The sequence below is a fragment of the Alterinioella sp. B-7 genome, assembly GCF_056857775.1.
Genome location: NZ_JBSXNT010000016.1, coordinates 1 through 22,089, shown reverse-complemented (window position 1 = coordinate 22,089; position 22,089 = coordinate 1). Strand labels below are relative to the sequence as shown.

The following is a 22,089-nucleotide window of genomic DNA, read 5'->3' as shown; positions in this document are numbered from 1 at the left end:
CTGACGGGCGGTGGCATGCAGATCGATCTAAATCTAAGAATTCCGGACGCCGCGCCGGAAGCCTCACCAGCCAACTGTTGACAACAGGACGCCGCTAAAAGTTCGCCCGCTCGTCCGCAGGGAATGATCCAGCGAGGGGCGGTGCATTGTCTCAACTTTCCCGCCCAAACTATGCTGCGGTTTTCGTTTTCGCCAGAGTCGCGGCACCGGACTCCGTCAAACCCCAGAAATCCGCAATGTGACGCGTCGAAGAAATGCCGACTTCCAGCATATAATCACCTTCTTCGCCAAGACCCTCGTCTCCCCCGGCACTGATCGGCGTGCCGTGGCCCATGGCCTCGATAATATACTCCTCGATCACCACGCGCCCGTTTGCGTCGCACCAGACTTTCCGGGGAATACTGTCGACGGTCTCCACACGCGTCGGCGGTCCTTCAACGTTGTGGATCTTCTGCCACTGTCCGACGATATCACCGGCGTTGGAACTGTCGACGGTCGTATCGCTACCGCCATGCCAGACAGAAATTGTCGGCCAGGGGCCCTTGGATTCCGAGGCTTCACGGACAGACGCATCAAGTGCGCTGGCCGATGGGCTGCCAAATCCATTCATGCGAATGATGGCTTCCATCATGTTGTTCGCGCTGCGGTATGGCAACCCTGCAATGATCGCGCCTCCCGCAAACACTTCGGGGTAGGTCGCCAGCATTACAGACGTCATGGCACCGCCAGAAGACATCCCCGTGATAAAGACGCGCGACGGGTCTATCGAGTGATCATCAACGACCTGCTTGATCATCTGACGAATAGACAGAGGCTCGCCGCGACCGCGCTCGCTGTCGCCGGTCTCAAACCAGTTGAAGCTGCCAAGGAGATTATTGGTCAGTCTTTGCCCCGGAAACAGGAGCGCCATCCCACATTCGTCGGCGAGAGTAGACCACCCCGATCCGAGATTATAGCTTTCCGCCGACTGGGTGCTGCCATGGAGCACGACGACAAGCGGGCCGTTCTTCGGGAAGTTTTCCGGAATATAAATGTCCGCGCTCAGCGACCCGGGGTCGGTCCCGAAATTTTGCATGGCGGAGAGACGATCGCTGGAAATTAAAGATGTTGACATAAGAACTCCTGTGCATGACCGATACTGGCCACGTAAGAAAACCCCCGAGCCCAAAGTTTTTCGGGCCGGAGGCGATTTGATTGTCCACGGTTCGAGGCGGACACGAAGAGACCTTTGTCGCCCGCGTTAGGTGAATTCCATCAGAGGCATACGCCAAGTGTCCCGGTGATCATGTTACACCTTGCTGGTTTACCACTCCGCATGCACTGACGTGGGTTAGTCCGCGCACGAATAAAAGAAGGTGTTTTGCCTGACGGCCGCGTGACGCGCCGTTCGGCCATGACAACACAGCGCCAGCCGGTCCTGTCTCGAAGATGGGTCCAGATATGGTCGCCCTGCAGGATGCCGAGAGGATAAGGGGAAAACCACTATGGCGTTGCTTGCTGTCGTTGCCTGCGCGTCGTCGGCGCCACTGGTCCAGAAGTGTTCCTCCATGTCCCAGAGAACGCCCTGTTCATGTGGAGAAAGCGTGCTGGATTTGTGCGCTGCATGTGCCGGTCTTCTCGCGGTCTCGCTTGAGGCGGTCATTCGCCTGACCCCGACCCGACAACCATGACCATCTGAAACAGGACGAAGAAAATCGCAAGCACTGTCCAGATCGCGCCGCTTATTCCCGGCCTACCGTCGGCCACCGTCGAGGCAGCGCTCTGCAAGACACCTGACGTCTGGGCTTCGGGAAGCAGCTGGCTCAGGTCTCGTGCGACTCTGCCGTGGTCGCTGGCGAGCGCAGGAACGTCCCGAAATCGGGCAAGCAGTACCCCCAATCGCGCTCGCGCGGCTTCGCGTCCCAGCCCGACCAGTCCAGCAGTTTCTTTCCATGGATCGAGGCCGAGCCGCGCCAGTGTGGAAAGGACAGTCACGGCATAGCCGTTTCGATCCTCGCCGACGGACGCGTAGAGGAACCGGGCAAACTCCGGCGGGTGCGGGTCGAGAACATTGCGATCAGCCATTGTCATTCCATTCATTGGTTGCAGGAACGCAGATCGCCCCTGTTTCCCAAAGGATACGCGCAGGTCGGTCTCGTCGCCCTTACACAGGTCAGTGCGGGCGACTGGCCCAGGGAGGCCGCACTTGGTTCGGTGCTCGGGACTAACTTGTGTCAGTGCCAGTCGGATGCTCCTGAATTACAACAGAAGAAGTCGTTCGACTGGGAAAGCTCGGAATCCAATAGGGCATGAACCGTGGCGAACGAAGATCTGCCAAGATCGTGTAGGCTTGAGGGTGACTTTCCTGCACCTTTTCTGCCTGGCCAATTTTCCGGACGAACCTCCGGCTAGGGACTACGAAGTCCTGATTCAGGAGGAACTTCTCCGCGGGCAAGGTTTCGAAAACGGTGCCTGCTGGCCCTGATCGCCGACATGGCTTGTACCGGGCCGTGGTTCGTCGACCACCTGCGAGAACGGTTCGTAGAGCCGATGAGATTGACCCAGCGCTAACACGGCCACCGCGAAACCAATGATTATGCGGCAGAATTCACTCGCGCCGTGATGCTTCTCGGAGATGCGCGCGCGCCCCACGCGAAGGAGCCAGAAATGACCGTCAAGCAACCCGTGTCGCTGAAAAGTAGAGGAGCAAAGGATTCTTCCATGAACCGACCAGCGCGGCGCGGTGGGGTCCAGGTGCGCGAAAGAAGCGGCATCTGGGAAGTGCAGGTCAATGGCAAGCTCCGCTGCGACTACCACCAGAAGGAACATGCTCTTGCCGCTGCGGCCCTGCACAGGCTGTCGCCCCGATGACCGGTAGCTCTCAACTGACAGTCCCGCAGGACTTCGCGATCCAGGTGGCCGAGAACGAAGGCATGCCGACGAGACCGAATTCCAAGGGATCCCCGCCACCGCCCGCGCCAACTCGACGGCTGACCGGAACGCTCACGCTTGGGCCATCGAACACGCGTGGGGCAACCGGCGGACTCTGGTCCGTCAAGGAGAAAGCGGCGATGAGACATCCGCTGGCGAGGCTGATCGCGAGGACGGCAGTTATAGCGGGTCTGATCGCGTCCTTCGCCTTCCCCGTCCGTGCGGAGGATGGCACTGACCCGATGCCTAGGACGCTCATCCTTGCAAGATGATCATGACATGACCAGGCGCGGCCGTGTGTCCGGCATGCGGGTCAGCATCGGGTGCCGTCTGCGATACGGCTTCCCGCAACCGACGCCGCTGATCGCGCTGCTGAACGTTCACTATTCGCGCTTCGGCGACCTAGAGCGCGCGGACTATCTCGTGACCTCCCCCAGCGTGCAGCTCGAAAGCTACCGGGATGGCTTCGGCAACTGGTGTACCCGCATGCTGGCCCCGGAGGGCGACTTTACCCTGTCGACAGACGGCATCTTCCGCGATACCGGCCAGCCCGATCCCGTCTTTCCTGATGCGCAGCAGCACGCGGTTCAGGATCTGCCGTTCGAGACACTCGTGTTCCTGTAGGGGACCCGGTATTGCGATACCGATCTCCTCTCGGAGGAAGCCTGGCGACTTTTCGAGACCACGGAACCCGGTTGGTCCCGTGTCCAGGCAATCTGCGATTTCGTGCACGAACATGTCCGCTTCGACTACATGCAGGCGAAAGCGACGCGCACCGCATCGCAGACGATAGCTGAGCGGCAGGGCGTCTGCCGCGATTTTGCCCATCTCGCTATCGCCTTGTGTCGCTGCATGAATATTCCGGCACGTTACTGCACCGGATATCTGAGCGACATTGGTGAACCTCTCCCGCATCCGCCTGGAGACTTCGCCGCATGGATGGAGGTCTTTCTCGCTGGTGAATGGCACATGTTCGACCCGCGCAACAACAAACCGAGGTTTGCGAGAATTCTGATTGCGCGCGGCCGCGATGCCGCCGATGTGCCGCTGACCCAGACATTCGGGGAAAACACTTTGACGGAATTCAAGGTCTGGACCGATGAATTGGCCTAACTGACTTTGGTTTTCTTCGAAGTGCGCCGTCGTAAATTGAGTGGCTGGTCCCCATATATGTAGAACCGATGCCAAGCCTCCCAGTCCACCAAGGACGACGAGTTTGCGCCGGCCAATCAAAGGATCGATGACATGTCCTTCAAGGACCTGACTGCCAGGGCTGCGGCCGCAATGAAGCCGAAGCCTGCGGAGACCGCGAGGACTCCTGCCAAAGCGAACGAACCCAAGGCCGCCGGCAAGGAAGCCCCAACGAAATCCAAGACATCTTGAGACCTGCAGAGGCCACGTGCCCCATCCTCAAATGGGGCGCGGACCACCCGCAGCATCAAGGGAGAGGATCACGCCGATGGAAGATCTGATGAGCAAGACCGTCGCGGTGTTCGCCCGACCGTTCACTGTACCCGGCTTCAACGAGACGCTCCCGGCGGGAGAGTACGAGATCGAAACGGAGTTGGTTTCACCCCCGGATCGAAAGGATCCCGCAGCCTGGAAGGCCTCCGTTCTGGTGAAGCTTCATCCCCGGATATCGCATCCCGGGCTTGCGCGCGCCCTGACAGTTTCCCTTATCGACCTCGACCAAGCACGCGCCAGGGACAAGCTGACGGGCAAGGCTTTGTCCGACCTTTTTCTCGAGGAAATGTTATCTGATCCGATGGTGCGTCTTGTGATGAAGGCTGACGGAGTCTCAGAGGCGCATTTGCGACATCTCTATTCTGAACGTGGGACGCCTGATCCCGAACTGAATGTGCTGGGGTCGGCAACGACCACCCAAAGAACGCAAGAAGATGCGTCAATCCGGGACGCCGAAAACGAAGGCATGCCTTCAAGACCGGAATTACCGTCGCCCTCGCGCACCCGCCACTTAGCGGGACAGACTTGATGGCGAACAAGACCATGGCCGAAGGTGCCACGCCAGACATCTTGATCGCAAGGGTCTCGGGCGACGTTCCGCAGGAACGCCAATGCCTGAGCTGCGAAACTGGGTTCTGGAGCAAAGGTTTCGGAGAGCGGATTTGTAGACGCTGCAAGGGGTTGAACGCCTGGCGAAACGCCTTGCCTGTCAGCCCCGGCGCATCACGCCGTCGCTGATCCACATCGACGTGCGTGCAGTCTTCCTCGAACCACACTGGACCCCCAAATTTTGGCCTGCCTCGACATCCTTCACACCACAACCTACCGATACCGTCATGCGGTCTCTCTAGGACCGCACAGATTGATGCTGCGTCCCCGCGAAACGCGGGAATTGCGTCTTTTCTCCCACGAGATCTCCATAACCCCGACGGCCACCGTATCCTGGGCGCATGATGTGGCCGGCAACGCGATCGCCACCGCAATCTTTGACGGTCCGACAGACCATCTGGTGATCGAAAGTCGCGCCACCGTGGAACTGACCGCGCTAGCTTGGCCGGTCTTTGCCATCTCCGCTTCTGCCATCGAGTACCCGTTCCTCTATTCAGCCGACGAATGGACGGATCTGGGCGCGCTGACGGCTCCGCAATACGCCGACCCCGACGGCCGATTTGCCCGATGGGTCGAGGGCTTCGTCATGGGGCACCGAACAGACACGCTGTCTCTGCTGAAGGACATCAGCAACGGTGTGGTTTCGCAGATTTCTTATCAGGTACGTGAGACGGAAGGCACCCAGACGCCGATCGAGACGCTCGACCGGAAATGGGGCTCGTGCCGCGATTTCGCGGTCCTGCTCACAGAGGCAGCTCGCTGTCTTGGCCTGGGAGCCCGTATCGTTTCGGGCTATCTGTCCGATCCAGAAGACAGCCTTATCGGCTCCGCAGGTACCGGGTCCACCCATGCCTGGGTCGAAACATACCTGCCCGGCGCAGGGTGGATCGCCTTCGACCCCACCAACCGGAGCGTCGGGTCGCAGAACTTGATACCGGTCGCAGTCGGTCGCGGCATCCACCAGGTCGTACCTGTCTCGGGGAGTTTTTCGGGAGGTTCCAACGCCCTTTTTGACTTTTCAGTTCAGGTCTCCGTTCGCAGCAGAACAAGGCAAAACACTTTGCCGATGGAGGATCGGACCGACTCCCTAGCAACCTGAGGCGGGTAGGTCGGACCGATGTGCGATCCGTGTGCAACGCGATCTGTCAAGAAACTTACGATTTCACAGATGCTTAGCCCTGATCAGTATCCAGTGGCTTTGATGGGTCTGGTTTCTTGCGGCTGGCTCGCGACCCCGCCTTGCGCGCTGCGGCGAACCCGCGGTCAGTCGACATGAAGCGGTCGAGCATGGGTGCGACGAGGCGGGCGGGCTCAAGGTCCTGTCCGGTCTGTTGGCCGAGGACAGCCGCGTAGTCGCAAAGGTCACGGTGCACGTCGGCGGGAAGCTCCACGGTCAGCTTGACCGGTTTGTCGTCATGGATCGGACCAAGCTTCAGCTTCGTCATCGGACTTCTCCCAAGGGCTCGAGGATCAGGTCGCGAGTGACCATGACGCGGACGGGGAAGCCCGGGCGGATGGTCAGTGTCGGCGGGACGGCGAGCTGCTGGCGGACGATCTCGTCCCCGGTCCGTCCAATCGTGTCTTGCGCGGCCTCGCGGATGGCGCGGGCGACGTCATCCTCGCTGTCGGCCCCGCTTTCCAGGCCGAGGTTCAGGATCGTGGCGAGGCCAGCGGCGAGGAAGACGCGACCCCAATGGTAGTTGACCCGGTCCTGCAGGCCGGACGCGCCTGTTCCGTCAGTGCCGGGCGCGCGTCCCAGCACAATGGAGCGACCATCCGGAAGGATGAGGCGGGTCCAGACGAGGAGCAGGCGGCTTTGCCCGGATGCGATGCGGCTGTCATATTCTCCCAGAAGCCGAGCGCCTTGCGGGATCAGCAGGTATCGTCCTGAAGGGCTGTCATAGACATTCGAAGTCACCTGGGCCGAGATCTGGCCAGGTAGGTCGGAGCGCAGGCCGGTGATCAGGGCGGCCGGGATCACGGTTCCGGCCTGCAGGATGTAGGGGCTGGGCGGCGGAACCATGCGCTGCGCACTGACGGTGTCCGTGTCTCCGGGACGGGTGAGGAACGTTTCCCGGTTTGAGACCGGATCGTTTGCCGTCGGGCTGCCCAATGTGGAGGGGAAGAGCGCGCCGGTTGCGGGGGTTGTCGGTGTGGCCTGTGCCCCGCCGCGCGGCACGGTTTGCGCCTCGGCGAAAAGGGCGCTCAGCCGGGCGGCGTCGAGTTCCTGAAGGCGGCGTTGTTCCTCCGGATCGACTGTGGGTGCCAATGGACCGGAAAGGGGCGGTGCCGGGACCGGCTGGCCACGATCTTGCGCCCCAAGGATGGCGCGGCCCAACTCACCGGGCAAGGGTGGGCCGAGACGCGGGACATCGGCGTAATCCCGAGGCAGTGTGGACAGCCCTTCGGCTGCCTGAATGCGTTCGGTGGAAAAGAGCTCGGTCTGGGTGCCCTCCTGCCGGTTGTTCTGCAGGGCCACGATCAGGATCGCGCCAAGGCCAAGGCCGCCGATTGCGGTGGCAAGGGCGATGGCCCGGCGGGACAGGCGCATGACACGGGGCGGATCGGGCCTGAGGCGAAGCTCCTGGGCGATGTCTTCCTCGGTCCGTGGCGGCGGTTGCATATCAGGGGCTTGTGTCATTGCTCCGCCTCTGGCTGGGGCGCGCGCGGCGGTTGCTGGTCGCCATCCGTCCGTATGATCCGCACAACCTGCTGTTGTCTTTCGCCGAGACGCAGTTCCGCGGCCCCGAACAGGCGGTCCACGATCAGCACGTTGCCAAGCACGCGGGTGTTCACGATCTGGCCACGCCCATCCGCGCCGATCACGAAGAGCGGGGGCATTTCGCCCTGGGCGATGCCGGGTGGAAACACGACATAGACACGGCGCCCGTCGTCGAAGACCGAGACCGGCCGCCAGGGTGGGGCATCGCCCTGCAGGCCATAGCGATAGTGCCGCTCGCCCTCGGGCGGGATCGCCGGACGCCGGACGGTCGGCGTGCGGGGCGTGGATCGCACCTCCGGATAGGCCCATGCTACACTGGGCATCCAGGTTTCCTCGTCGGCGTGCAATTCGATGTGATAGGTGCGCCGGTCGGTGTTGACGACGAGGTTGGTGGCGATGTCGGGGCGCGTGGGCTTGACGAGGATATGGACGCGCTCGCTGCGGCCCGAGCCGCTGGTGGTGTCGCCGATGATCCAGCGCGTGGTGTCGCCGGCCGCGATCGGGCCAGGACCGGTCAAGCCTTCGCCAGGTTCGAGCGCGATATTCGTGATCTGCCCGGGGGCGGCGTAGATCTGGTAGAGCGCGCCTTCGCTCCACGGGAAGACCTGCATGGCATTGTAATAGCCCTGCTGGCGGGGCTCGACGCGGGCCGCGGCATTGGCGGCGATGATGCGGGCTTCCGGCGTATCCGCTTCCGGATCGCCGCCACGGGAGGGCGTCCACGCTGGCGGCGTGTGAACCGGGCGGGGCGGCCCCTCGGCCGGGGGAGGTGCCGGCGGCGGAGCGAGGGCCGGAACCTGGTCGTCATAGGCGATTTCGGGTGGGCGCTGCCCCGTGCAGGCGGTCAGCGCCGTGGCCGCGAGAAGAAGAACGGGGATGGAGCGAAGTCGTCTCATTGGGCATTCTCCCTCGACCAGTTGATGGCATGGACATAGACGCCGAGCGGGTTTGCCCGCAGGCGCTCCGCATCGCGCGGCGGCTGGATCACGACGGTCAGGATGGCGGTCCAGCGTTCGGTTGTGGCGAGCTGACCGTTTTCGTAGCGCCGCTCGATCCAGGCGACGCGGAAGCTCGACTCTGATGCACGGATGACACTCGAGACCTCGATGGAAATCTGCGTGTCGCCGACCTGCGCGAAGGGATCGTTCACCCGGGCATGGTCATTCAGCGCGACGGCGCCGCGATCCGTGGCGAAATCATAGGCGCGCAGCCAGTTCTGGCGCAGCACGATCGGGTCGGCCGGGACCTGCCGAACATGCTCGACGAAGCGGGCGAGATGCCAGGCGATCTGCGGATCGGTCGGGCGATACTCGGCGAGCGCCGGGGCGACGGCCTGCGCCGCACCGAGATTGTCGACCTCGACCACGTAGGGGACGACGCTGCTGCGCGTCGATTGCCAGGTGAGCGCCGCGCTGAGCCCGGCGGACAGGGCAAGGCAGCCCATTGCCATGAGGCGCCAGTTGCGGGCCTGGACGCGGGCCGAGCCGATGCGCTCGTCCCAGACCTGGGCGGCCTTCTGGTAGGGGGTGACGGGCTCGGGCGTGGTGCCGTAGCGGACACTGGGGCGTCGGAACATCAGGAGGACCTTTCGGAGAGGCTGACGACCGTGCCGCCGCCGCCATGGTCTCCGGAGCGGATGACATGAGCGGCGGTCGAGAGGCCGTGTTGAAGGGATTGCTGGCGCTTCATCCGGCGCGCCCAGTCGGGTGGGCCGTCATTGGCTCGGGAGGGCAGGGCGCCACCCGCCATCCGTCCCCCGGTTGCGGCATAGGCTGCGCGGGCACCGGACTGCGCGCCTTCCGAGATCGCGCGTCGGAGCGGGCTGAACGCGGCGACGGCACCGGTTTTGCCGATAGCGGCCACGCCACCGACGGACTTGCCCAGAGCTGTACTGCGGGACGCGGCACCAAGCTGGTATGCAGTGGCGGTTCCGCTGCCAACCGCACTGGCACCACGCAAGGCCGCGCCACCGGTGCCAAGGGCCATCCGGGTCCCGGCCACACCGGCGACCGCGGCCCCGCCTACGGCGATACCGGTGCCGACCGCGGCGCCTGCGCCAAGTTGCGGCCCGCCCGAGACGATGCCATTGGCGATGCCCGGTCCGAAGATACCGAGGGCGAGGAGCGCCAGTGCGCCAAGGACCACCGACATGGCGTCGTTGATCGTGGGTTCGCCCGCGAATCCGGCGGTAAACTCGCTGAAGATGGTCGACCCGATGCCGACGATCACGGCTAAGACCAGCACCTTGACGCCGGAGGAAATGACGAGACCCAGCACGCGCTCGGCCATGAAGGCCGTCTTGTTGAAGAGGCCGAAGGGCACGAGGATGAAGCCTGCCAGCGTGGCCAGCTTGAATTCGATCAGGGTGACGAAGAGCTGGATCGCGAGGATGAAGAACGACAGCAGAACCACCAGCCAGGCGAAAAACAGGATCCCGATCTGGATGAAGTTCTCGAAGACGGCGACGAACCCGGAGAGCTCGGCGATGGAGGCGAGGATCGGCTGCCCGGCCTCAAGTCCGACCTGCGCGATGCGCCCGGGCTGCAGCAATTCGCTGGCGGAAATGGTGCCGCCGGTGGCGACCAGGCCAAGGCCCGCGAAACTGTCGAATACGATCCGGGCCAGCGTGTTCCAGTTGCCGATGATATAGGCGAAGACCCCGACGAAGAGGGTCTTTTTCACCAGCCGGGCAATGATGTCGTCATCCGTACCCCAAGCCCAGAACAGCGCGGCCAGCGTGATGTCGATGACGATCAGCGTGGTGGCGAGAAAGGCGACGTCGCCGCCGAGAAGGCCGAAGCCGGAATCGATGTAGGAGGCGAAGACCTCGAGAAACCGGTCAATGACACTGACGCCGCCCATTGCCCTACTCCGTCCCGGCCGGCTCTGGCGCCAGATCGAAGAAGCGCTGCCGGGCCGCCTCCCAAGCGGCGCGGCATTCGGTGTCTGTGGCGTAGTCTTCGGGGGTCAGGTCCCGGCAACGCGAGAGGGTGCCGCGCAAGGCGTCATCCCTGACCACATGCCCGGTGTCGGTGGGCAGGACCGTCCGGGTAAGCTCCACAGCGGCGGCGAGGGCGGCGAGGCCTCCGATACCGAAGGCGACAAGGCGCAGAGTTCGCGGGGTGTCGAGAGCCATGCGCTTACTCTCCGAACAGCCGTACTGTGCCGGGGGAGTAGCCGCCGCCGTAATCGAGGAACCGCGCGAGGTTCTCGCGGCCCTGCGCCTCGGCAGAGGCGATGCGGGCGGCTTCCAGCGCTTCGGCGCGGTTCTGCGCTGCAATGGCGGCGGTCAGATCGGCGATCTGTGTCGATTGCAATGCGAGCAGTTGGTTGCCAGCCTGCGCGACCTGCAGGGCCCCAACGGCTCCTTGGCTTTCGCGGATGAGTGCGTCCATCTGGCTGCGGGCTCCGTCGATATTGCCGACGACCCCGGCCTGCACGCGCAACGCGTCCTCGAAGCCCGCGACGGAGGTCTCCCACCGTTCGCGCGCACCGACGATCATCGCGTCGAAATCACCTTGCGCTGCGGCAGCACCGTAGTCCTGCGCGAAGGCCTGTTCGATGGTGGCTACGTCGAAGGCGAGGCTCTGGGCATCGGCCAGGAGTCGCTGGGTTTCACCGATGGCGTCCTGCAGTTGCGCCAGCGAGGAATGCGGCAGGTTTGCAAGGTTCAGCGCGTCGTTCATCAGCATCTGCGCCTGGTTCTGGATCTGCGCGATCTGGTTGTTGATCTGCTCCAGTGCGCGGGCGGCCGAGAGGATGTTTTCGGCGTGGTTCCGCGGGTCGTAGACGATCCGGCCACCGCCCCCGAAGAAGAAGGCTTGGGCCGGTGTCGTCAGGACCGGTGTCAGGACGAGGGCGCTCGCTATAAATGCGGCGGCGAGTTTGCGGGGCCGGGCAGGGCGCTCAGGATTGTGGGTCATGTTCTGTCTCCTTTTGGTCAGGGTGAGGGGGTGTCGGATCGGCTGGTGCGATGTCGGGCCCGAGCAGGTCGATGGCCCAATCAAGACCGCGATGGCGCAGCCAGCCGGCGGCAAAGGCGTCCCGGTCATGGGTGGCGATAAGATTGCTGATTGCGGCCTGATCGGCCTTGGAGGAGGAGGCGGTGAAGGCCAGCGCCACCTCGCCGAGGCCCAGCGAGAAGAGCCGGTTGCCCCGCCGCGACTGGCAGTAGTAGTCGCGCTTCGGCGTCGCGCGGCCGACAATGTCGATCTGGCGGTCGTTCAGCCCGAAGTTCTGGTAGATCCGGGCGATCTGCGGCTCGAAGGCGCGCTCATTGGGCAGGAAGATCCGCGTGGGGCAGCTCTCGACGATGGCGGGTGCGATGAGAGACCCGTCGATATCGGCCAGCGATTGGGTGGCGAAAACAACGCAGGCGTTCTTCTTTCTCAGCGTCTTCAGCCATTCGCGCAGCTGCCCGCCGAAATTGGCGTCATCGAGCGCAAGCCAGCCCTCGTCGATCAGGATCATGGTGGGACGTCCGTCGAGCCGCGCTTCGATCCGGTGGAAGAGATAGGCGAGCACGGCGGGTGCGGCGGGGGAACCGATCAGCCCCTCCGTTTCAAACGCGAGCACGTCCGCGCTGCCCAGGTCTTCGGCCTCAGCATCGAGAAGCCGTCCGAAAGGCCCGCCGAGGCAGAAGGGTTTCAGAGCGCGTTTGAGTTCTGTTGATTGCAGCAGGACCGAGAGGCCGGTCAGTGTGCGTTCCTCGCGCGGGGCCGACGCGAGCGAGGTCAGCGCCGACCAGAGATGGTCACGCGCGCTTGGGTCGATCGTCGCGCCTTCCCGTCCGAGGATTCCCGCGAGCCAGTCCTGCGCCCAGGCGCGTTCCGACGCCTCATGGATCCGCGCCAGTGGCTGCAACTGCACCGCTGGTTCCTCGTCGGCCAGTGCATCGCCCAGGTTCTCCCAGTCCCCGCCCATGGCGAGCGTGGCGCAGCGGATCGAGCCGCCGAAATCGAAGGCGAAGACCTGCGCACTGGCATAGCGCCGGAATTGCAGCGCCATCAACGCTAGCAGGACTGATTTGCCCGCCCCGGTCGGGCCGACGATCAAGGTATGGCCGACATCGCCCACATGTGTGGAGAAGCGAAACGGGGTCGTGCCGTCGGTTTCGGCGTGGAACAGTGGCGGGCCGTCCAGATGGTCGTTCCGGTCCGGCCCCGCCCAGACTGCTGAGATCGGGATCATATGGGCGAGGTTCAACGTCGAGATGGGTGGCTGACGGACATTGGCATAAAGATGGCCGGGCAGGGAGCCGAGCCAGGCCTCGAGCGCGTTCAATGTTTCCGGGATGCAGGTGAAATCGCGCCCCTGCACGATCTTCTCGGCGGCCTTGAGGTTGGCCTCTGCCGTGCGGGGATCCTCGTCCCAGACGGTGATCGTGGCGGTGACATAGGCGGCGCCCGCCACATCGGCGCCGAGTTCCTGCAGCGCCTCGTCGGCATCTGCCGCCTTGTTGGCCGCGTCGCTGTCGAGCAAGGTCGAGGCTTCGTTGGTCATCACCTCCTTGAGGATCGCGGCCACCGACTTGCGCTTGGCGAACCACTGTCGGCGAATGCGGGTGAACACCCGGGAGGCGTCCGTCTTGTCGAGGCAGATCGCCCGCGTGCACCAGCGATACTCGAATCCCTGCGCGTTCAATTCGTCGAGCAAACCCGGCCAGGTGGCGCTTGGCAGTCCGATGATGGTCAGGGTCTTGAGATGCGCGGCTCCGAGCCGGGGTGTAAGCCCACCCACCAATGGATCATCGGCCAGCACCGCGTCCAGATGCGTTGGCACCTCCGGCACGCGGACGCGTTGGCGCCGGGTTGAGACGGTCGAATGCAGATAGGTCAAGGTCTCGGCATCGGAAAGCCAGGCGATTTCCGGCATGAACCCGTCGAGCAGATCGGTCAGCCGGTCGGCGCGGCCGACAAAAGCGGAGACCACGTCCTGAGGCTTGGTGCTGCGATCCGGGGCGTTTTCGAGCAGCCAGCCTTCGGCGCGGCTCGCGTCGTCGGCGGGCGGCATCCAGACCAGCGTCAGGAAATACGCGCTCTCGAAATGTGCACCCGCTTCTTCGAATTGCGCGCACCGTTCGGCATCGACAAGGGCCGAAACCGGATCGGGAAACTCGGAGGCGGGGTAATCCAGTGCCGGGATCCGCTGCGCTTCCACGAAGACAGTCCAGCCGGAGCCAAGCCGCCGGAGCGCGCTGTTCAGCCGGGCCGATGTGGCGACCAATTCGGCGGGCGTGGCGGAGTCCAGGTCCGGCCCCCGAAACCGCGCCGTGCGTTGCAGGCTGCCGTCCTTGTTCAGGATGACGCCGGGCGCGATCAATGCAGCCCAGGGCAGAAAATCGGCCAGTAGGGCGGATTTGGAGCGGTATTCGGCCAGACGCATCATCGGCTCAGACCCCGAACCAGGACGGGTAACGGAGATGCCGCCGCGCCACTTCGGCGATCTGTGCGTCCCGCTTCGCGGTCCATACTGCGAGGAGGTGGCCGACCAGCCAGAATGCGAGGCCTACGAGCCAGAGCCGCAGGCCCAGCCCGATGGCGGCCGCCAGGGTGCCATTGGCGATGGCGATGGTGCGTGGCGCACCGGCCAGCAGGATCGGATCGATCAGGGCGCGGTGCACCGGCGCGAAATAGCCGGGAATGTCGGTGGGGTTCTCCATCAGATCAGCGCCCCGCCGCCAAAGGAGAAGAAGGACAGAAAGAAGCTTGAGGCCGCGAAGGCGATGGAGAGCCCGAAGACGATCTGCACCAGCCGCCGGAACCCGCCCGAACTGTCGCCGAAGGCCAACGTCAGGCCCGTGACAATGATGATGATCACCGCGACGATCTTGGCGACTGGGCCTTCGATCGACTCGAGGATGGTTTGCAAGGGGGCTTCCCACGGCATGCCGGACCCGGCGGCGAGCGCCGGCTCAGGCAGGGCGAAGGCGACGAGGCCGATCGCGGTTGCGCCAAGGGCTGTGCGAAATGATGGCAGAAGTGTCATGGATGGCTTCCTTGTGTTGGTGGGAAAAGGGGGGTGAGGGCGTAATCGCCCGAGGCGGTCAGGCCGGTGACACGCGCCAACTCGGAGAGGCGACGCTCGGCCCCCCGTCCGGACAGAACGGCGATCAGGTCGATGGTTTCTGCGATCAGCGCGCGCGGAACTGTCACCACCGCCTCTTGGATCAGCTGTTCGAGCCGCCGCAGTGCGCCGATGGCGGACCCGGCGTGGATCGTGCCAATCCCGCCCGGATGGCCGGTGCCCCAGGCCTTGAGCAGGTCCAGCGCTTCCGGCCCGCGCACCTCGCCGATGGGGATGCGATCAGGCCTCAGCCGCAGCGACGCGCGCACGAGATCGGACAAGGTCGCGACCCCGTCTTTCGTGCGCAGGGCCACTAGGTTGGGGGTCAGGCATTGCAGCTCGCGCGTGTCCTCGATCAGGACCACGCGGTGCGAGGTCTTGGCGATCTCCGCCAACAGCGCATTGGTGAGGGTCGTCTTGCCGGTGGAGGTCCCGCCCGCGACAAGAATATTGGCCCGGCTGGTGACCGCGTCGCGCAACTGCGCAGCCGCATCTGAGGAGAGAGTGCCCATTGCCACATAGTCCTCGAGGGTGAACACCGCGACGGCGGGCTTGCGAATGGCAAATGTGGGTGCAGAAACCACTGGGGGCAGCAAACCCTCGAAGCGCGCGCCCGTGTCCGGCAATTCAGCCGAAACACGCGGGGCCGCGGGATGGACCTCCGCCCCGACGTGATGCGCGACAAGACGGATGATGCGCTCGCCATCGGCGGGAGACAGCACCGCGCCTGTGTCGCTCAGCCCATCGGCCAGCCGGTCAACCCAGAGCCGCCCGTCAGGGTTCAGCATCACCTCGACGATGCCAGCATCCTCGAGCCAGGCGGCGATGCCCGGCCCAAGTGCCGTGCGCAACATGCGTGCGCCGCGGGAAGACGTCTCGGTTTTGAAAGACGTAACGGTCATGGTTGGCCTCGCGATGGATCACGAGACCGATCAAGAAGACCGCTATTGGCCTAGGGGCAACAGCTGTGAAGGCGTAGTAGGGGCATGGCGCGTAAAGGCAGGGGCATTGCTGAGATCACCAGCCAGTCAAAGTGCAATTGGGCCATAGGATTTGGTTCTCGGAGCGTGCCACCGTCGTTTGATGCCTTTTGGTCTTGGTTGAACAACCACTCATTTCGAATCCGCTTTCCTCCGCCACTTGCCCTGGCGAAAGCGTTCTCCCTGTGCGGCTGCGCGAGATGGAAGATAATCGAACTCTCACCGTCAAAATAACTCGGTGCTACCGTCGTCATGGAATCGGACAGCATATCCCGCGCGCGCGTAGGCTGTTGATCCGTCTGCAAATCTGTTACGAAGGCTCTGAGCGTGTTCGAAGTCCAAGAGTGTGAATGCAGCGGACTCAGCCGGTCCATCTGCAGATAAGCCCGCACCAATCATGATCCCGCCCAAGTCTGTCAAAACGAAGCGATCGTGGAAGTCTTCGCCGCCCTTTTTTTCCGACCACGCGTAAAGCTCCAAGCTGTAGCCTAATGGGAGTCGTCCTTTGATCTGGGCGGCACCGTCTCGAGCAACGAGCTCAGGCGGGGGGCGCGAACCATGTTCTCGGAAATGGATCTTGATGACTTTTGGCGGCCAAGGCCCACGTCCGAGTCGATCAAGCAGCGCTACAAGTGGGGCGAGATAATTGCCCTCGGTTGGTCGAAGATCGAAATAAGGATCAATGATATCGACCTCCCTCGACACCGCAGCAAAGGTATTGAGGGTGTCGGCAATTTTGTCTTCCGTCCTTGTCACGTTGCAGCTTGTTGCTGCGCTAAAGAGCGCATGTCCATCGGAGCAATCGTCCGGATGCATTGACTCTGCGCAGGCTGTATTTCCAGCGTCGCATATGATTGCTTTGAACGGCCGGGCGGCGTGTTCGCATAGGGTGTTGTTTATCCAGTTTTCCTCGTAGTCATAGACACGATTGAAATCGACGACCTTATGCTTCGAGTTGCGCAAACGTTCTGTGATGCTGGACATACGAATATCCGGCACGCCAGCCTCTTTTGCTGCTTGGATGACTTTCCTCTCCCATTTTGTTGGAAATCGTGAAATCAGTCGACCTTTATCCGCGCCGAAGCGGTCGATCAGGTCTTTAAAAGTTCGCCAGTCCGCGCCAATGGCAGCAGGCTCTACCGCGTATTCTGACAGCATCAGAACAGTTCCTCCGCCCGTTCTTCGAAGAACCCATCTGGCCACCGGTCAGAGAAATCACCGTCTCTATCAACGCGAAGGCGGCGAAAATGCACTTCATTTTCGGTATTTTCGACGTATATGACGGAGAGATCATCGGGCTTTAGTGCATTTTTTCTTGGCGGGAGTTCTCCTTCGGTGGTCTCCCGCACCCTGCGTAGGAGCCGCAGCATAATGTGTTCGCTATGGGTTTCGACAAGGAGGGTTTTGCCTGAACCGAACGATTGCTCGCCGGGCACTACAGCATGAATGAAAAGGTCACCGACCCCGACCTGAATTGCCGGATGTATGTGAAGTTCGGGCTGCTCGATTGCCAGAATGCCATCCTTGTCGCGAAGGCAAGCGACGATGACAGGGATCATCTGAGAGATGCCAACGCCGACATCGCTTGGGGCAACATCAATGCCTTTCACCACGTCACGCAAAACAACCTCGGTACGCGATCCAAGCTTCTGGAACTCTTCCTGCAGTTCTCCGATGTCGTCTTCGCTGATGCCGCGTTTGAACAACTGATCGATCCGGCTTGAGACCGGTATTTCCAGATACTCCGACTTCGCGATCTCGTAACTCGTTCCCAGACCGTCCTTACCACTCAGCCAGGCATTCACTTCGCTAAGCAATCTGCCCTGCTTGTCTGAATAGAGAAGATCCCAGGCCGCGAGGCCCTGTGCCCAACGCCCCTCATCAGGTGAAACCTGGGGTCGGAAAGCCCTTGGAGGGATGTGCCGGAGCGGACCGATGTAGGTCATCTCCGAAAGGTAGTCGCGTGCAATGCGCAGAGGTCCCAAAAGTAATTCATCTAGCAATAAGGATAGGCCACGCACTCGCGGCGTGTTGCCTTCCAGTTCCAGCTTCTTTGGTTCCGGATCGCGCAGTTCCAGTGCCCAGGGCTTATTTATATCCGGCAGAGCGCCAATCACGGACGAAGAGGCGATGCGAAATTCGCTGATGCCTTTCAAGTCAGCTGATCTCGCCATATCTCTTGATAGTTCCCAAATCTCGATCCCCAATTTGGTGCCGAGTGGGTCGCCTTCAGCAAGGCCTTCGGGCACTTCGTCGTCCGCATCCACATACTCCTGCAAAAGTGGATGCTGGAAGTTGAAGTCGGTTAGCTGCGCCTGCCCAGCTTGCGGTGGAGACTTGATTGAGGCGATGTTTTCGCCATCCATCTCGACAATTAAGACCGAAACATAAGGCGCGTTGATCAAGTCACTCCATTGAACCTGTAGGGAGACACCGATCTCTTGGACAACAGCGTACTCCTTCAGATCGGTGTTCTCGCCAACGATGTAGCGGATGCGCAGACTTTCAAACTCAGGATCACCGAGCGAATTTCCGTTATTGATTGGCAGCCGTTCATTACCCGGATCTCCGGACAAATCGATGACCAGCTTGATCGTCATCGAATTCGAGAGATCATGGTTATGGATCAGCTTCTTGAAACCGCCGAGATCGATCAGGCCGCCCGCAATCGTTTGATCCGGATCGGGGTTCTTCCTCTCTAGGATTTCGCGAACATAGTGCAACGCCTGAAGGATCGTGCTTTTGCCCGCGCTATTCGGGCCGAACAACAGCGTGATCGGCCGTAGCTCAATGACCTGCTTGGCACCAACACCCTTGAAGTTTTCGATTTCGATCCGGCTTAGTCGCATGACACTCTCATTTCTTAGTTCACGCCTTTGGCCTTCCCAGCGGCGGCGAGTATTTTGGGCATCTTGGAAAAACAGAAGGTTTGGAAAGTGCGCTCCATCGCAGACCATTCACCTGTGTAGAATTCCCCCGCCTGAGAGGTAAATTCTCTGGCGAGTCGCTCTTTCAACTCACTCTCATGATTGTGTGCAGTTTCGCCGTTTTCAAAAGGCTGGCTGTACGCAAGTTCCCATCGGCAAACGGCACGCTCGGGAAACCCGCCATTCACCTCTTTCAACCGGCGAGCAGGGTCATTCGATCTACCGATCTTTACCAAGGCCTGGCCGACATGGGGGCCGGTCTTCCCAAGCAACGATTCCGCATTGGCTGACAGCTTCATGAGGTAGAGGTGGTTCTCTCCATCTTCATGCGTTGAGGTGCGGTCCCCGAAGCTAGGAGGAATACCCTTGGACGGCTTGAGCACGTCATTCATATAGCCGCTGGCAAGATCTTCCGCCGCGATGGGCGGCTCACCGAAGACGCTCACCTGCCGGACATGATGGCTAAGCGCCCTAAGCTTTTTGTCTGGCTCAAGCAGGACGGCCTTGGTCGTTCTCTCGAACCGTTTCTTGCTGTCATAGGCCTTCGGCGCGATGGTCTTGATGTGAACCCGGTTTGTGACGCGCCATGCTCGGGCAACCTTCAGGCCGTAGGTCCACCTGTCCTGAAAACCATGATCGAGCTTCCACTTCCTCGACTCGTCAGTCTGCCGGTCCAGATCATGGCATCGCTCCAATTTGACTTCCATGAAGCCAAGGGCCTGCCTCTTCAGATCGGCTTCAGTGAGAGAGTCTACGGCACCGTAGATGAGGACAATATCCCCGTCCTTCATCTTGGTCAGCATGTCTTCGCGCTGCGCTTCATGGGTGAAGCCGATGTATCCGGCTTCCTCGGGGTTGAAGCCGTAGAATGCGCGCACCCAGATCTGGCGGTCTTCGGGGAGGAGCTCACCCATCTGCACGCCCTTCAATCAGCTTCGGGAAGTTTGCCGAAAACGCCGCCAGAACGTCCCGCCATGTGACCGGATCGGATTGAGCCTTGCTGCGCACCACGTTGAGAACCGAATAGCCAGCATCGGCTAATGCGTCGCGCAGGTCCCGTTCCAGTGCCGCCATCCGGTCGCGAACAGGTTTGTGCAGCTCCATCTGCTCGCCATGATCCTGCTCCGCGGTCTTCCCGATCTCCGGAAAAATCGGCCCATAGGATACCAGATCGTATTGGGCGCATTGCTCCGGTTTTATGTCCTGTTCGGTAAGCAAGCGGCGAAGGCTGTTGGATGCTTTCTGAAATCCCAGATGTTGCCCCATCCGAGTGTAGGGCGCGGTCGCATAAGGGCTGCTGTTGTCCCCGGTTCGCCCGACATACAGGCGCTCGCCCTTCGGCGTGTCGATCCGCCAAACATAGAGCCAGAACCCGCGTTGCAGCATCGGGCCGGGCAGGGTGAGGGTGTGGAGTTCCGCCATCACCCGACCCTACGCATTCTCATAGCTGCGCTCGAACAACGGCTTGGCCTTCTCGAAGTCCGCCGTCGAGCGGATGGTGATTTCCAGATCGCCGGTGCCGAAATGGCCGATAGCGCGCACGTCGCGGGTAAAGCCGTCTTCCAGCGTGATTGTGTCGGGGTCGACCTTGACGTGGACAATCAGCTTGCGCTCCTGGGTCTTGATCTCGACGCAGGCGAAATTCTTGATCCGCTTGAACGCGAAATAGAAGCGCAGCACCTTGAACTGCACGTCATCCCCCAACCCTTCGAGGTGCTCCTTCACCGTATCAAAGAGGGTGCGCAGCTCACCGTCCGCCTTGTCGAGATATTGCGAGACGGTGGTGTATTTCTGCTTTTGCCCGCTGTCGGCTCCGCCCTCAGGCTTGTCTGTCGCGATCACGCCGTTCAGCGGAGCGGAGGCCGCGTTGACCTGTTCCAGCAGCAGCAGGTCATTATCGAACTTCATATAGCGAATGAGCTCGATGTTGCGGTTCATCTGCTTGATCGCGTGCTCGTCATAGCGGGAGAAGTCACCCGCGATGCAGATCAGGCGCGGTGAAGACCACTCGACGGATTGGGCGGCCTTCTCGCCGAACTTCTTCAAGACCAGCATCTCGAAATCGCCGCGATGCGTCACCAGCCAGTCAAGATAGAACAAGCCCTGATTGATGACGTTCATGTTGGAGGAACGCTTGTATTCAATGATCACGGGGCAGGAATTTTCATCGATGCCGAGCGTGTCCATCCGCCCGCCATGGTCGCGGCCGGTGGAAAATTCCGACGCCAGAAAGCGGACACCCAGAAAGGTCTCGAGGTTCTGCTCGATCAGCGTCTGCAGGGATTTTTCCAGCGCCAGCGACGTGCCATGCACCTCGCAGACATCCGTGCCGCCAATCCGGAAGAGTTTCAGATCGCTCATAGCTCCCCCCGGAAAGCGCGTTGTGAGAGCGCCAAGAACATATCGGTGGCTTCATTCAGTGCGGTTTGTTTGGACTTTCTGACTTCGGAAAACTTCTCAACGATGCCCACGAACTTCTGCTGCTGATTGTCGCCAGGGACATGGATGGGGATGGCCTTCAGCCTATCCATATCCAATCTCTTTGTGCCATGGGCAGCAGTGTCCACTTGATCGAGAATATGCTGGTGCTGAACTCTTAGGCACCAAAGACCGATTATAGGATTGATATCCTCGTTAAAGAGTATGCCTTTCATGTCTTGGTTGATGGCGACTTCTACACCGGCCATTGCCATTGGAACTGTATGGGCAAGAATCATTCCCCGCACGACTATCAGCGGAGTACCTGCCGGAATGCGCTTCAAACTCGTTTCCTCGAAAACACTTGCTGAGACATGGTCTTGCGCATCAAGGATGGTTTCCACCTTCATGTCTTTTGGTGAAACCCAAGGAAAAGCCCCATTCCAGAAAGTGGGATTTCGCTTGCTTGGGGTCCCGCCGGAAACAAAATCAGCGCACTTTCCAAGAAGTTTCTGGTCGATTTCAAAGGGGTTCCTGACTGGATCCCCAAACATTTCCAGAAACACCGACTTGAGAAAATCGTCGGCGAGGGCGAGGGCCTGCTGACGTTTGCGGCGGATGGCGTCGGCCTTGTCGAGGACCGCCGCAATTCGGCGTTGTTCGTCGACAGGCGGTAGCGGAATCTTGACATTCGAAACGATGCCTTTCGAGACCTCCTTGAACGTGGCTCCGTTGCCCAAATCTTGAATTTGTTGCTTGTTCGCGACCAGCCACCAATAAAGGAACGTCTGATCAACGCCTTCGGCTGCGCCGAGGCTTCGGCTTGAAGGCAGTTTGGCGCCGGACAGACGCCGTGACCTGCCCCCAAAGAACTGGGCCATTCAAAAGGAGAGTTTGTTCTCGTAACGTTCGAAGCAACGAGGAGAACAGACGATGCGCAAATCACGTTTCACCGAAGAACAGATTGTCGGGATCCTGCAGCAGTGTGCGGCGG

At 61.4% G+C, this 22,089-nt stretch carries 23 protein-coding genes and 1 pseudogene; 5 read left to right on the top strand and 19 right to left on the bottom strand.

Annotated elements, in window-relative coordinates; all coding sequences use genetic code 11:
• Positions 1-169 precede the first annotated feature (169 nt).
• Together AC13C7_RS01245 and AC13C7_RS01240 are read right to left on the bottom strand one after the other, a co-directional pair.
• Entirely contained in the window at positions 170-1,114 is a 945-nt protein-coding gene (locus AC13C7_RS01245) for an extracellular catalytic domain type 1 short-chain-length polyhydroxyalkanoate depolymerase (RefSeq protein ID WP_482866355.1), read from the bottom strand.
• A 524-nt stretch (positions 1,115-1,638) separates the two neighbouring features.
• Complete coding sequence (locus tag AC13C7_RS01240) at positions 1,639-2,064, bottom strand: hypothetical protein (protein WP_299793780.1); 426 nt, start codon at positions 2,062-2,064, stop codon at positions 1,639-1,641.
• 582 nt (positions 2,065-2,646) lie between these two features.
• Here AC13C7_RS01240 and AC13C7_RS01235 point away from each other — a divergent pair.
• From AC13C7_RS01235 to AC13C7_RS01215, 5 genes and pseudogenes are all read left to right on the top strand, one after another.
• On the top strand, positions 2,647-2,850 hold the full coding sequence (locus AC13C7_RS01235; RefSeq protein WP_426372189.1) for a hypothetical protein: 204 nt from the start codon (positions 2,647-2,649) through the stop codon (positions 2,848-2,850).
• 366 nt (positions 2,851-3,216) lie between these two features.
• Positions 3,217-4,023 (top strand): annotated as a pseudogene (locus AC13C7_RS01230) (transglutaminase-like domain-containing protein).
• Between the two features lie 132 nt (positions 4,024-4,155).
• Positions 4,156-4,293: a hypothetical protein gene (locus AC13C7_RS01225; protein ID WP_299793774.1), complete on the top strand. Its 138-nt coding sequence runs from the start codon at positions 4,156-4,158 to the stop codon at positions 4,291-4,293.
• Between the two features lie 76 nt (positions 4,294-4,369).
• Positions 4,370-4,903, top strand: coding sequence for a hypothetical protein (locus tag AC13C7_RS01220; RefSeq protein ID WP_482866354.1), 534 nt, complete (start codon positions 4,370-4,372; stop codon positions 4,901-4,903).
• Positions 4,904-5,164: 261 nt separating this feature from the next.
• Positions 5,165-6,082 carry a transglutaminase family protein gene (locus tag AC13C7_RS01215; protein ID WP_482866353.1) on the top strand — a complete coding sequence of 306 codons (918 nt, stop codon included), beginning with the start codon at positions 5,165-5,167 and terminating at the stop codon, positions 6,080-6,082.
• Between the two features lie 73 nt (positions 6,083-6,155).
• Here AC13C7_RS01215 and AC13C7_RS01210 read toward each other — a convergent pair whose 3' ends face one another.
• From AC13C7_RS01210 to AC13C7_RS01130, 17 genes are all read right to left on the bottom strand, one after another.
• Positions 6,156-6,428 carry a DUF2274 domain-containing protein gene (locus AC13C7_RS01210; protein ID WP_482866352.1) on the bottom strand — a complete coding sequence of 91 codons (273 nt, stop codon included), beginning with the start codon at positions 6,426-6,428 and terminating at the stop codon, positions 6,156-6,158.
• Positions 6,425-7,534, bottom strand: a complete 1,110-nt coding sequence (locus AC13C7_RS01205; protein WP_482866351.1) for a TraB/TrbI/VirB10 family type IV secretion system protein — start codon at positions 7,532-7,534, stop codon at positions 6,425-6,427. Before AC13C7_RS01205 ends, AC13C7_RS01210 begins: the two co-directional genes overlap by 4 nt.
• Positions 7,535-7,620: 86 nt before the next feature.
• Entirely contained in the window at positions 7,621-8,601 is a 981-nt protein-coding gene (gene trbG / locus AC13C7_RS01200; RefSeq protein ID WP_482866350.1) for a P-type conjugative transfer protein TrbG, read from the bottom strand.
• Positions 8,598-9,281: a conjugal transfer protein TrbF gene (gene trbF / locus AC13C7_RS01195; protein ID WP_482866349.1), complete on the bottom strand. Its 684-nt coding sequence runs from the start codon at positions 9,279-9,281 to the stop codon at positions 8,598-8,600. The genes trbG and trbF overlap by 4 nt, the downstream gene beginning before the upstream one ends.
• Positions 9,281-10,567, bottom strand: coding sequence for a P-type conjugative transfer protein TrbL (gene trbL, locus AC13C7_RS01190; protein WP_482866348.1), 1,287 nt, complete (start codon positions 10,565-10,567; stop codon positions 9,281-9,283). The genes trbF and trbL overlap by 1 nt, the downstream gene beginning before the upstream one ends.
• A 4-nt stretch (positions 10,568-10,571) precedes the next feature.
• Positions 10,572-10,841, bottom strand: a complete 270-nt coding sequence (trbK-alt, locus tag AC13C7_RS01185; protein WP_482866347.1) for a putative entry exclusion protein TrbK-alt — start codon at positions 10,839-10,841, stop codon at positions 10,572-10,574.
• Positions 10,842-10,845: 4 nt separating this feature from the next.
• A complete protein-coding gene (trbJ, locus tag AC13C7_RS01180; RefSeq protein WP_482866346.1) occupies positions 10,846-11,628 on the bottom strand; it encodes a P-type conjugative transfer protein TrbJ in 783 nt (260 codons plus the stop codon).
• Positions 11,612-14,092 (bottom strand): conjugal transfer protein TrbE, encoded by a 2,481-nt coding sequence (trbE, locus tag AC13C7_RS01175; protein WP_482866345.1) that lies wholly within the window; start codon positions 14,090-14,092, stop codon positions 11,612-11,614. Before trbE ends, trbJ begins: the two co-directional genes overlap by 17 nt.
• A gap of 4 nt (positions 14,093-14,096) precedes the next feature.
• A complete protein-coding gene (locus AC13C7_RS01170) occupies positions 14,097-14,366 on the bottom strand; it encodes a VirB3 family type IV secretion system protein (protein ID WP_093741874.1) in 270 nt (89 codons plus the stop codon).
• Positions 14,366-14,692 carry a TrbC/VirB2 family type IV secretion system protein gene (locus AC13C7_RS01165; protein ID WP_482866344.1) on the bottom strand — a complete coding sequence of 109 codons (327 nt, stop codon included), beginning with the start codon at positions 14,690-14,692 and terminating at the stop codon, positions 14,366-14,368. The genes AC13C7_RS01170 and AC13C7_RS01165 overlap by 1 nt, the downstream gene beginning before the upstream one ends.
• Positions 14,689-15,624 (bottom strand): P-type conjugative transfer ATPase TrbB, encoded by a 936-nt coding sequence (gene trbB, locus AC13C7_RS01160; protein ID WP_482866343.1) that lies wholly within the window; start codon positions 15,622-15,624, stop codon positions 14,689-14,691. Before trbB ends, AC13C7_RS01165 begins: the two co-directional genes overlap by 4 nt.
• 351 nt (positions 15,625-15,975) lie before the next feature.
• Positions 15,976-16,908, bottom strand: a complete 933-nt coding sequence (locus AC13C7_RS01155; RefSeq protein ID WP_482866342.1) for a hypothetical protein — start codon at positions 16,906-16,908, stop codon at positions 15,976-15,978.
• Entirely contained in the window at positions 16,908-18,599 is a 1,692-nt protein-coding gene (locus AC13C7_RS01150) for an AAA family ATPase (protein WP_482866341.1), read from the bottom strand. The genes AC13C7_RS01155 and AC13C7_RS01150 overlap by 1 nt, the downstream gene beginning before the upstream one ends.
• 14 nt (positions 18,600-18,613) lie before the next feature.
• Positions 18,614-19,591: a GIY-YIG nuclease family protein gene (locus AC13C7_RS01145; protein WP_482866340.1), complete on the bottom strand. Its 978-nt coding sequence runs from the start codon at positions 19,589-19,591 to the stop codon at positions 18,614-18,616.
• A complete protein-coding gene (locus AC13C7_RS01140; protein WP_482866339.1) occupies positions 19,584-20,099 on the bottom strand; it encodes a hypothetical protein in 516 nt (171 codons plus the stop codon). Before AC13C7_RS01140 ends, AC13C7_RS01145 begins: the two co-directional genes overlap by 8 nt.
• Positions 20,100-20,108: 9 nt before the next feature.
• Entirely contained in the window at positions 20,109-21,038 is a 930-nt protein-coding gene (locus tag AC13C7_RS01135) for a DUF5655 domain-containing protein (protein ID WP_482866338.1), read from the bottom strand.
• Entirely contained in the window at positions 21,035-21,976 is a 942-nt protein-coding gene (locus AC13C7_RS01130) for a restriction endonuclease subunit S (RefSeq protein WP_482866337.1), read from the bottom strand. The genes AC13C7_RS01135 and AC13C7_RS01130 overlap by 4 nt, the downstream gene beginning before the upstream one ends.
• Positions 21,977-22,089: the final 113 nt, after the last annotated feature.

Excerpts from the sequence above, each read along its gene's own strand:
- AC13C7_RS01210 (WP_482866352.1), bottom strand. The coding sequence starts at position 6,428 with ATGACGAAGCTGAAGCTTGGTCCGATCCATGACGACAAACCGGTCAAG.
- trbE (WP_482866345.1), bottom strand. The coding sequence starts at position 14,092 with ATGATGCGTCTGGCCGAATACCGCTCCAAATCCGCCCTACTGGCCGAT.
- AC13C7_RS01145 (WP_482866340.1), bottom strand. The coding sequence starts at position 19,591 with ATGGGTGAGCTCCTCCCCGAAGACCGCCAGATCTGGGTGCGCGCATTC.
- AC13C7_RS01220 (WP_482866354.1), top strand. The coding sequence starts at position 4,370 with ATGGAAGATCTGATGAGCAAGACCGTCGCGGTGTTCGCCCGACCGTTC.
- AC13C7_RS01240 (WP_299793780.1), bottom strand. The coding sequence starts at position 2,064 with ATGGCTGATCGCAATGTTCTCGACCCGCACCCGCCGGAGTTTGCCCGG.
- trbL (WP_482866348.1), bottom strand. The coding sequence starts at position 10,567 with ATGGGCGGCGTCAGTGTCATTGACCGGTTTCTCGAGGTCTTCGCCTCC.
- AC13C7_RS01225 (WP_299793774.1), top strand. The coding sequence starts at position 4,156 with ATGTCCTTCAAGGACCTGACTGCCAGGGCTGCGGCCGCAATGAAGCCG.
- AC13C7_RS01140 (WP_482866339.1), bottom strand. The coding sequence starts at position 20,099 with ATGGCGGAACTCCACACCCTCACCCTGCCCGGCCCGATGCTGCAACGC.
- AC13C7_RS01165 (WP_482866344.1), bottom strand. The coding sequence starts at position 14,692 with ATGACACTTCTGCCATCATTTCGCACAGCCCTTGGCGCAACCGCGATC.
- AC13C7_RS01235 (WP_426372189.1), top strand. The coding sequence starts at position 2,647 with ATGACCGTCAAGCAACCCGTGTCGCTGAAAAGTAGAGGAGCAAAGGAT.
- AC13C7_RS01155 (WP_482866342.1), bottom strand. The coding sequence starts at position 16,908 with ATGCTGTCAGAATACGCGGTAGAGCCTGCTGCCATTGGCGCGGACTGG.
- AC13C7_RS01130 (WP_482866337.1), bottom strand. The coding sequence starts at position 21,976 with ATGGCCCAGTTCTTTGGGGGCAGGTCACGGCGTCTGTCCGGCGCCAAA.
- trbJ (WP_482866346.1), bottom strand. The coding sequence starts at position 11,628 with ATGACCCACAATCCTGAGCGCCCTGCCCGGCCCCGCAAACTCGCCGCC.
- AC13C7_RS01205 (WP_482866351.1), bottom strand. The coding sequence starts at position 7,534 with ATGCGCCTGTCCCGCCGGGCCATCGCCCTTGCCACCGCAATCGGCGGC.
- trbB (WP_482866343.1), bottom strand. The coding sequence starts at position 15,624 with ATGTTGCGCACGGCACTTGGGCCGGGCATCGCCGCCTGGCTCGAGGAT.
- trbF (WP_482866349.1), bottom strand. The coding sequence starts at position 9,281 with ATGTTCCGACGCCCCAGTGTCCGCTACGGCACCACGCCCGAGCCCGTC.
- trbG (WP_482866350.1), bottom strand. The coding sequence starts at position 8,601 with ATGAGACGACTTCGCTCCATCCCCGTTCTTCTTCTCGCGGCCACGGCG.
- trbK-alt (WP_482866347.1), bottom strand. The coding sequence starts at position 10,841 with ATGGCTCTCGACACCCCGCGAACTCTGCGCCTTGTCGCCTTCGGTATC.
- AC13C7_RS01135 (WP_482866338.1), bottom strand. The coding sequence starts at position 21,038 with ATGAGCGATCTGAAACTCTTCCGGATTGGCGGCACGGATGTCTGCGAG.
- AC13C7_RS01245 (WP_482866355.1), bottom strand. The coding sequence starts at position 1,114 with ATGTCAACATCTTTAATTTCCAGCGATCGTCTCTCCGCCATGCAAAAT.
- AC13C7_RS01170 (WP_093741874.1), bottom strand. The coding sequence starts at position 14,366 with ATGGAGAACCCCACCGACATTCCCGGCTATTTCGCGCCGGTGCACCGC.
- AC13C7_RS01150 (WP_482866341.1), bottom strand. The coding sequence starts at position 18,599 with ATGCGACTAAGCCGGATCGAAATCGAAAACTTCAAGGGTGTTGGTGCC.